Origin of the sequence: Planomicrobium sp. MB-3u-38 (genome assembly GCF_002836425.1) — a bacterium.
Taxonomy (GTDB): domain Bacteria; phylum Bacillota; class Bacilli; order Bacillales_A; family Planococcaceae; genus Planococcus; species Planococcus okeanokoites.
This window is the reverse complement of record NZ_PJBO01000063.1, coordinates 17380-27244: the sequence shown is the minus strand read 5'-3', so window position 1 is coordinate 27244 and position 9865 is coordinate 17380. Positions and strand designations below refer to the sequence as shown.

Sequence of the window (9865 nt, the reverse complement as noted above, 5' to 3'; positions counted from 1 at the left end):
AGGAAAAAAAGAGAAGGAAAGAAGGAAACAAGGCAAGAAGGAAGTCAAAAAAGATATTTCTGAAGCTAAAATAAATAAATTAATAGAAAAAAGAAAAAAAGAAAAAGTAAATGCTAAAGAGAGGACATTAAGAAACTTTATAGTGCTTAATAAATTAGAAAATTATTTACCAAGGAAAAGAAGTAACGAGTACACCACAGTTAAAGAGTTTAATATTGATATGAAAAATGTTTACAGAAAACGAGTTTTAACTGATAAGAGGAAGAAAGCAGAGAAATGGAGTTTCGAAGAAGCGTTAGCAGAGATATTCGATTATGATAAGTTTTCTAATTATAAAAAAGAAAGGGCAGATACCTGGGATGCCTACCATTACACGAAATTCTTAAATTTAGAAGTATGTCCCTATTGCGATAGACAGTTTGTTCAGACCTTTATAAAAGAAGGGAAAAGAACAAGAGCTGTGTTAGACCATTTTTATTCTAAATCTATATATCCCTATTTAGCTATTTCTATATTTAATCTTATTCCTTGCTGTCATATATGTAATAGTACTTTTAAAGGAAATATAGACTTGTATAATAACGAAATTATTTATCCATTTGAAGAAGAATTTAAAAAAAATGTAGAATTTAGAATTAATGGATTAGATTTTAATTCTCTTATTGGACTAGAGGCAAACTTTGATATTGAATTCGAAATTTTAACTAAAGATAAGCTCTTAATTGAAAAAATAAACAAAACTATAGAATTATTTGCATTAAAGGATGTATATTGGGGACACCATGTATATATAAAAAATTTATATAGGTATCTTTATATTAATAATGCTAGTCGAATAAATGAAATACTTGAAAAAGAGAAAGATTTATTTTCGTCTAAAGAAGAACTTGAAAGATTATTGTTTTTAGGAATGAATGAAGAAAGTAATATTGGCAAACATGTTCTATCTAAATTGTCCTTTGATATTATTAGAAGATATAGATTGTAGTAGGGGGTAAGAAAATGCTTCGTGGAAAAGAGGCTTGGTTCGAAATCACTTTATCTTATTTGTCCGACCTTGAATCTTTGTTTGAAGAAACTAGCGGCCTATGGACTTATAAGTTAAGGCAGATAAAGGACGAAGGACTTCAATTAACTCAAGAAGAACAGGATGAATATTTTGGAGATTATCGATACGATGAAATGGTTTTACTAAGAGAAACACTACCGAAAATTATGAAAAACTCACTAGTTTCAAATATTTACGCATTTGTAGAAGCTAATTTTCAAGATTTTTGTACTCAAGTCAATGATATTAAAGGAACAACTAGTAAACCTCAAACGGACAATTTAGAGGGATATAAAAACTTTCTCATAAAAAACTTAGACTTAGAAAATTTGATGGAAATAGAAGAATGGAATTTATTAAACGCATTAAGAGTAGTCCGAAACAGAATTATGCATAGTAATGGCAAAGTTGATTTTGAAAATAAGTACCATGAAAATGCTATAAAAGTAATCAATGAAACTGAATTTCTTAGTATTGATGAATTTGGCGAAATAATTGTAGACGACATTTTTATAGACAATGCTTTAACATTTAGTAAACGCATTCTAAGAAACATAAATAAACAATTTAATTTGTTAGAAGAAAAGTGAATCTAAAGTATAATAAGGAAAGAAGATAATAACGGTCTAAGTTCGGTAAATGTTCGAATCACTACTTTCGAGCAGAAAGCCATGTCCCAGTAGCTCAGCTGGATAGAGCAACGCCCTTCTAAGGCGTCGGTCGGGCGTTCGAATCGCTCCTGGGACGTAATTATGGAAAAGCCTTTCAGCCGGTCATCGGCTGGAGGGCTTTTTGTATGTTTGGACATTGTGTGAAGCGGCAGAAAAAAATGAAATTATTTTTTCAGAAACCCTTCCAATCGAACAACCGGATTTGCTAAACTGTTTTGTGATTATAGATGAATCAGAGAAAGAAGGATGAACTGGAATTGCTGACGAAACTGCCGGTTAAAATAGTGATCGCTGCTTTGATATTGCTTGTGGGATTCAGCGGCACCGCCGCTTATGATATATGGACTTATGCTAAAACTTCCGAGCTCGTGAAGGCGGATGCCGCCATCGTGTTGGGCACCGCGGTGTGGGGGGACGAACCATCGCCTGTGCTCCGTGAACGGATCAATCACTCCATTTGGCTATATGAAAACGATTATGTCGATAAGATCATTTTCACCGGCGGCAAGACCAATGGTTCGGAATTGGCTGAGGCGGTTGTTTCAAAAAACTATGCGATAGCGCATAATGTCCCGGAAGAAGATATTTACATAGAAGATCGTTCCATGGTGACGATTGAAAACTTCCGCTTCGTGGCTGAAATCGCCGAGTTGCATGAACTGACGGATTTTCTGGTGGTAAGCGACCCGCTTCATATGAAACGTGCACTGCAGATGGCTGAGGATACCGGCTTCGAAGCTTTCACTTCACCGACTACGACTTCCGAATACAATTCACTGACGACGATCGTGCCGTTCTTTTTCCGTGAAGTCGGCGCATACATGGCCTACTCACTGTCTATCGGCGATTAACTCCTGAAAAATCTTTCCCTGTCGGGGAGGGATTTTTTATTTTATTCGATTCATAAAATGATAAAGTAAGTGGTATAGTAAAATAAATGCGGGGACCGCCGCAAAAGGTTTAAATCTTGTGAAATAGGCAATGTTCAAGGGTATAGACAATAATTGCGCGACGGAGGTGATAAGATGCGTAAGAAATACAGGGAATTAAAGCGGAAAGGCAACGTCGTCGTTTTTCCGACTACGATTGAACGGCTGCTGACAGAAGGGATGACAATGCTGAAGCAGGAGCGTTATGGGGAAGCGAGGGATGGCCTTTATCAGGTGCTGACCTATGAACCGGAGCATCCGGCTGCGCTCGGGGCTTATTCCTATTGCCTATATGAGCTTGGCGATTACGATGAAGCGCTGGAAGTGTGCCGTGAGCTGCTGAAAGTCGGACCGATCCATTACCTTGAAACGATGGAATTATACATAAGCATATTGATGCAGGTTCGGGAATTTGAAGAAGCGGAGCGGGTAATCGAAGCGCTGATCGATGAGAAAGTCTTGCCGGAAGAACGATTGGAACAATTTCATCTGTTGCGGGATCTCAATGAGCGTATCGCCACGAAATCGATCGAAAAGATCGACGCTGACCAGTTTACGCCGGAAGTTTTTCTGAAATTGAATCCTTATGAGCAGGAACGCAAAGTAATGGAATTGCCGCCATCGTCGTTCAAGCCGTTGAAAGATAAGCTGATTGCACTCGTCGAACATCCGGAAATTGATTTATTGGCGAAGACATACATATTATTCATCATGCAGCAGGAAAAAATAATAGCTAAGGTCAACATACATAAGTTTCATTATATCGGCGAGTTCAATATCTCAGACCTTACAGATCCTCAGGAAAGCACGCGTGTACACGACATAAAAGCGATTTTCGCCGAGCAATTGGCGAAGGATCCGACACGCCTTGAAATGGCGAATGAACTGTTTGAACGGCACGTCTATCTGTTTTATCCATTCCTGATGGATGAGTACGATGCAAAAGAAGTGGCGGAAGCCTATATGTCCTATCTGGATTTATTGTTTACAGGCGAAGCGGACGAGACGAGTGATGAAGACCTGCAAAATCTGTTGATGCAAGCGGAAATGTGGTTTGAAATGCGCAACAGATAGAAATAGTTGAACCTCGTATCATGTGTGATATAATATTGAAGTTGTCAAAATTCGTATAAACGTATGAATGACTTTTGTAAAAAATGTTTGGAGGGCTTATATATGTCAGCAAAATGGGAAAAACAAGAAGGTAACACAGGAACACTTACAGTTGAAGTGCCAGCAGAAGAAGTTAATGCCGGACTGGACAAAGCGTTCAAGAAAGTCGTAAAAGAAATCAACGTACCAGGATTCCGCAAAGGGAAAATGCCGCGCCAAATGTTCGAAAAACGTTTCGGTGCAGAATCTCTTTACCAGGATGCTTTGGACTTCATCTTGCCGGATGCTTATGCAAACGCTGTTGAAGAAGCGGGAATCAACCCAGTTGACCGCCCTGAAATCGATATCGAAACAATCGAAAAAGGCCAGCCGCTTGTATTCACTGCCAAAGTGACGGTTAAACCGGAAGTTGAGCTTGGTGAATATAAAGGACTTGAAGTTTCAAAACCTGAAACTGAAGTGACTGACGAAGAAATCGAAGAAAAATTGAAAGAGAACCAGGAGCGTTTCGCTGAACTTGCTGTCAAAGAAGACGAAGCGATCGTTGAAGGCGATACTGCAGTGATCAATTTCGAAGGATTCGTCGACGGCGAAGCATTTGAAGGCGGAGCAGGAAACGACTATTCTCTTGAAATCGGATCGAATTCATTCATCCCAGGCTTCGAAGAGCAATTGGTAGGCGTGAAATCAGGTGAAGAAAAAGATGTTGAAGTAACATTCCCTGAAGAATACCATGCTGCTGAACTTGCAGGTAAAGCTGCAACGTTCAAAGTGAAAGTGAACGAAGTTAAAGCAAAAGAGCTTCCAGAGTTGAACGACGAGTTCGCTAAGGAAATCGATGCTGAAGTATCAAGCCTTGATGAACTTCGCACAAAAATGAAAGAAGCGGCTGCAGCTGAAAAAGCTTCAAACGCTGATGCGGCTGTACGCGACGAATTGGTGCAAAAAGCTGCTGAAAACGCAACAATCGATATCCCGCAAGCAATGATCGATTCAGAAATGGACCGCATGATGCAGGACTTCGAACAACGTTTGACGCAACAAGGCATGAACCTTGAGCTTTACTTCCAGTTCTCCGGACAGGACGAAGCGGCTCTTCGCGAGCAGATGAAAGGCGACGCGGAAACTCGCGTACGTGTATCATTGACGCTTGAAGCGATTGCAAAAGCTGAAAACATGGAAGTCACTTCTGAAGATATCGACAAAGAACTTGAGAAGATGTCTGGCCAATTCAACATGGATATCGAGCAGATCAAAGCTGCACTAGGCGGCACTGAAATGCTTGAAAACGATATCCGCATGCAGAACACTGTTGAATTCCTTGTGGAAAACGCTAAAATCAACTAATATTGCATAACACATAAGTTTTAATAAGAACAAGGCGCGGAGACGCGCCTTGTTTTCTCTACATAGAAGATAATTGTTTGCACATAGGCTTTGCGCAGCGGCATGAATCTAATTAGTTGCTCAAAGCTATAGAATCTTGTAAGATTATGGCTTGAATAGGGGTGAATACATTGTTCAAATTTAATGACGAAAAAGACCATCTAAAATGTTCATTCTGTGGCAAACCACAAGAGCAGGTTCGTAAACTGGTTGCAGGACCGGGTGTATATATTTGTGACGAATGTATTGAGCTTTGTACGGAAATCGTAGAAGAAGAGCTTGGTACCGAAGAGGCAGTGGAATTCAAGGAAGTGCCTAAACCGAAGGAAATCATGGATATCCTCGGCGGCTATGTAATCGGCCAGGACAAAGCGAAAAAATCGCTTGCCGTCGCTGTTTACAACCACTACAAACGTGTCAATTCGCAAAGCAAGATCGATGATGTCGAGCTTTCCAAGTCGAACATCGTATTGATCGGACCAACAGGAAGCGGTAAAACTTTATTGGCCCAAACTTTGGCCCGTATCCTGAATGTTCCTTTCGCTATTGCGGACGCAACATCTCTGACTGAAGCCGGCTATGTCGGTGAAGACGTCGAGAACATCCTGCTGAAACTGATCCAGGCAGCGGACTATGATGTCGAACGCGCTGAAAAAGGCATCATCTATATCGATGAAATCGATAAAGTGGCCCGTAAATCCGAGAACCCGTCGATTACACGCGATGTATCGGGTGAAGGTGTTCAGCAGGCATTGCTGAAAATTCTTGAAGGTACGACTGCAAGCGTTCCACCGCAAGGCGGACGCAAGCATCCTCATCAGGAATTTATCCAGATCGACACGACGAATGTATTGTTCATCGTGGGCGGAGCCTTTGACGGTGTAGATCAGATCATCAAACGCCGTCTTGGCAATAAAGTCATCGGTTTCGGTGCGGATCCAAACAAAGAAGAGCTTGACGACAAATCATTGCTCAGCCAATTGATTCCTGAAGACTTGCTTAAGTTTGGTCTGATTCCTGAGTTCATCGGCCGTCTGCCAGTATTGGCAAGCCTTGAACAATTGGATGAAAAAGCATTGGTGCAGATCTTGACTGAACCGAAAAATGCTTTGATCAAGCAATATCAGAAAATGATGGAACTTGATGGCGTTGAATTGACGTTCGAAGACGAAGCACTGGTTGAAATCGCCAAACTTGCGATTGAACGCAAAACAGGTGCCCGCGGACTTCGTTCGATCATCGAGAACGTCATGCTGGATGTCATGTTCGACTTGCCTTCACGTGAAGATATTGTTGAATGTGTCATCACAAAAGAGACGATTACCGATAAAGTTCAGCCAAAACTCATCTTGGAAGATGGCTCTGAATACATTGCAGATAATAATGAGAAAACATCCGCATAATTTAGGATGATATGGGCTGACTCAGATTGTGCACATCCGCGCGGTCTGGGCTCAGTCCATTTTTTTGGTTTTATTTGTTTGAGTAAATTTATAACCGATATTCCGCAAAACAGTTTCGCTTTCCTGGGGGCTCGCGCTGAGCTAACTCGTGCTCGTTACACTTCGCCCGAGTGGATCTCAGCACATCGCTCGAAAGGGAGTTGTCAAGCCAACTCCCTTTCTAATCCCCTGGGAGTCTTCACTGTTTTGCTCCATATCTAAATGAATCAATTTAAGATGAATGAAAGGAAGAAGGCCGCTCCCCGCGGAAAGCGTCCTTCTGGAGAGAGTTCATCAAGAATATTATTTATCGATACAAACTCCCGGAGGTGGCTTATAGATGGCTAAGAAGAAAGTTACAAAACGAGTGCCTTTATTGCCGCTGCGCGGACTTCTTGTTTTCCCGACTATGGTATTGCATATTGATGTCGGACGCGAGCGTTCGGTGGCTGCGCTGGAACAGGCATTATTGGAAGATAATATTGTATTCCTTGCGACTCAAAAGGATATCAGTGTCGAGCAGCCTGAAAAAGAGGATCTGCAGAAAATCGGTACACTGGCATATGTGAAACAGATGCTGAAATTGCCGAATGGCACAATCCGTGTGCTGGTCGAAGGACTGGAACGCGGTCAGTGGAAGTCTTATGAAGAAGAAGAAAACTTCGCAGTTGTGGAAGTGACTTCATTCCCTGATGAGACTGAACGGGATGCGGAGCAGGATGCGTTGATGCGTCTATTGCTCGAGCATTTCGAGAAGTATTCCAAAGCGTCGAAAAAAGTGACCAACGAAACCTATAAAACGGTTGCGGATATTGAAGAACCAGGCCGCCTGGCGGATATGGTCGCTTCGCATCTGCCGCTGAAAATGGCCGGTAAACAGGAAGTCCTTGAGACTTTCGACATCAGCAAGCGTCTTGAAATGCTGATTGGGCGTCTGCACAATGAGCATGAAGTCATCGATTTGGAGAAACGCATCAACCAGCGGGTCAAAAAAGCGATGGAGCAGACGCAAAAAGAGTTTTATTTACGCGAGCAGATGAAAGCGATCCAACAGGAACTGGGCGATAAAGACGGCAAAACGGGTGAGATTTCCGACTTGAAAAAGCGGATTGACGCAGCCGGCATGCCGGAATCGACGAAAAAGACGGCGCTTAAAGAGCTTGACCGTTACGAAAAACTGCCTTCTGCAGCAGCGGAAAGCGGCATTATCCGTAATTATATCGAGTGGCTCGTGACGATTCCGTGGTCTGAGAAAACGGAAGACCGTTTGGATATCAAATATGCAGAGGAAGTTTTAAACCGTGACCATGACGGATTAGAGAGCGTCAAAGAACGCGTACTCGAATATTTGGCAGTCCAGCAGATGACGAAATCACTGCGCGGCCCAATTCTTTGCCTTGTCGGACCACCAGGTGTCGGTAAAACGTCCTTGGCGAAATCGATCGCCGAGTCACTTGATCGCAAATTCGTCCGCATTTCACTTGGGGGAGTCCGCGATGAATCCGAAATCCGCGGCCATCGCCGTACTTATGTCGGCGCAATGCCAGGCCGGATTATCCAAGGAATGAAAAAAGCGGGGACGGTCAATCCGGTATTCCTTCTTGATGAAATCGAGAAAATGTCGAACGACTTCCGTGGAGACCCTTCTTCAGCAATGCTGGAAGTATTGGACCCTGAACAGAACAATTCATTCAGCGATCATTATATTGAAGAAACCTATGATCTTTCGAATGTGCTTTTCATTGCGACAGCGAATGATCTCAGTTCGATTCCAGGACCGCTGCGCGACCGCATGGAAGTGATTTCGATCGCTGGCTATACAGAAGCTGAGAAAACGCAGATTGCGAAGAACCATTTGGCGCCGAAGCAATTGGAAGAGCATGGTTTGACTGCTGAACAATTGCAGTTTACAGATGAGGCTTTATTGTCCATTGTCCGTTACTACACTCGTGAAGCGGGCGTCCGTGGACTTGAACGCCAGCTGGCAGCGATTTGCCGTAAAGTGACTAAGCAGATCGTATCGAAAGAGACGGAAGCTGTGGAAGTTACGGAGAAAGAAGTCGAGGAGTATCTCGGCAAACGCAAATTCCGTTACGGCATGGCTGAGACGGAAAACCAGATCGGTGTTGCAACGGGGCTTGCCTATACGACTGTCGGCGGCGACACGCTGCAGATCGAAGTATCGTTATCACCAGGCAAAGGGAAATTGCAGTTGACTGGTAAACTCGGCGATGTCATGAAGGAATCGGCGCAGACAGCTTTATCGTTTGTCCGCTCAAGAGCTGAATCGCTTGGCCTTGATCCGAATTTCCACGAATCCCATGATATCCACATCCACGTTCCTGAAGGTGCTGTCCCTAAAGATGGTCCATCTGCGGGTGTGGCGATTGCGACTGCACTAGTGTCTTCATTATCAAGACGTCCGATCCGCCGCGAAGTGGGGATGACAGGAGAAATTACATTGCGCGGCCGCGTCTTGCCGATCGGCGGCGTGAAGGAAAAAACATTGAGCGCACACCGCGCTGGGCTCACTACTATCATTTTGCCGAAGGACAACGAACGTGACATCGAAGATATTCCGGAAACAGTCCGCGAACAATTGACGTTCAAATTTGTATCCGAGGCAGACGAAGCGCTTGAAATCGCTTTAGAAGGAGTAAACAAATGAAAGTTAATAACGTAGAACTAGTAATCAGTGCCGTGCGTCCGGATCAGTATCCGGAAGACGGCCTGCCGGAATTCGCTTTAGCGGGACGTTCGAATGTCGGTAAATCTTCATTCATCAATAAAATGATCGGCCGTAAAAGCATGGCGCGTATTTCTTCGAAACCCGGCAAGACACAGACGCTGAATTTCTATAAAATAGAAGAACAGCTTTTCTATGTGGATGTTCCCGGCTATGGCTATGCTAAAGTTTCGAAAAGTGAACGTGAAGCATGGGGCAAAATGATCGAACGCTATATCACGGACCGTGAACCGTTGCGTGCTGTGATTCAGATTGTCGATTTGCGCCATCCGCCGAGCCGCGACGATATTGCGATGTATGATTTCATGAAGCATTACGATATTCCATGCATCATCATTGCCACGAAAGCGGATAAGATTCCGAAAGGCAAATGGGACAAGCATAAGAAAATTGTCCGTGACACGCTTGAAATGGAGAAGACGGATCCGTTGATCGTCTTTTCATCCGAAACAGGACTCGGCAAAGAAGAAGCCTGGAAAGAAATCGAAAGCAGAATGTAAGTAGGGAAGCGCGGCTGAGGCTGCGCTTTT

At 43.2% G+C, this 9865-nt stretch carries 8 protein-coding genes and 1 tRNA gene; all 9 read left to right on the top strand.

What is annotated here, in order from left to right; genetic code table 11:
• Positions 1-988: hypothetical protein (locus CXF70_RS18240; RefSeq protein WP_101803122.1), on the top strand; the 988-nt coding region annotated here is incomplete at its 5' end.
• A 14-nt stretch (positions 989-1002) separates the two neighbouring features.
• Positions 1003-1638, top strand: a complete 636-nt coding sequence (locus tag CXF70_RS13560; RefSeq protein ID WP_101803121.1) for a hypothetical protein — start codon at positions 1003-1005, stop codon at positions 1636-1638.
• Between the two features lie 83 nt (positions 1639-1721).
• Positions 1722-1795, top strand: a tRNA-Arg gene (locus tag CXF70_RS13555).
• Positions 1796-1946: 151 nt separating this feature from the next.
• Positions 1947-2570, top strand: coding sequence for a YdcF family protein (locus CXF70_RS13550; RefSeq protein ID WP_101803120.1), 624 nt, complete (start codon positions 1947-1949; stop codon positions 2568-2570).
• Between the two features lie 174 nt (positions 2571-2744).
• A complete protein-coding gene (locus tag CXF70_RS13545; RefSeq protein ID WP_101803119.1) occupies positions 2745-3722 on the top strand; it encodes a tetratricopeptide repeat protein in 978 nt (325 codons plus the stop codon).
• A 102-nt stretch (positions 3723-3824) separates the two neighbouring features.
• Complete coding sequence (tig, locus tag CXF70_RS13540; protein ID WP_101803118.1) at positions 3825-5108, top strand: trigger factor; 1284 nt, start codon at positions 3825-3827, stop codon at positions 5106-5108.
• A gap of 170 nt (positions 5109-5278) precedes the next feature.
• Positions 5279-6550: an ATP-dependent protease ATP-binding subunit ClpX gene (gene clpX / locus CXF70_RS13535; protein ID WP_084246347.1), complete on the top strand. Its 1272-nt coding sequence runs from the start codon at positions 5279-5281 to the stop codon at positions 6548-6550.
• A 379-nt stretch (positions 6551-6929) separates the two neighbouring features.
• On the top strand, positions 6930-9257 hold the full coding sequence (gene lon / locus CXF70_RS13530; protein ID WP_101803117.1) for an endopeptidase La: 2328 nt from the start codon (positions 6930-6932) through the stop codon (positions 9255-9257).
• Positions 9254-9835, top strand: a complete 582-nt coding sequence (gene yihA / locus CXF70_RS13525; protein ID WP_101803116.1) for a ribosome biogenesis GTP-binding protein YihA/YsxC — start codon at positions 9254-9256, stop codon at positions 9833-9835. The genes lon and yihA overlap by 4 nt, the downstream gene beginning before the upstream one ends.
• Positions 9836-9865: the final 30 nt, after the last annotated feature.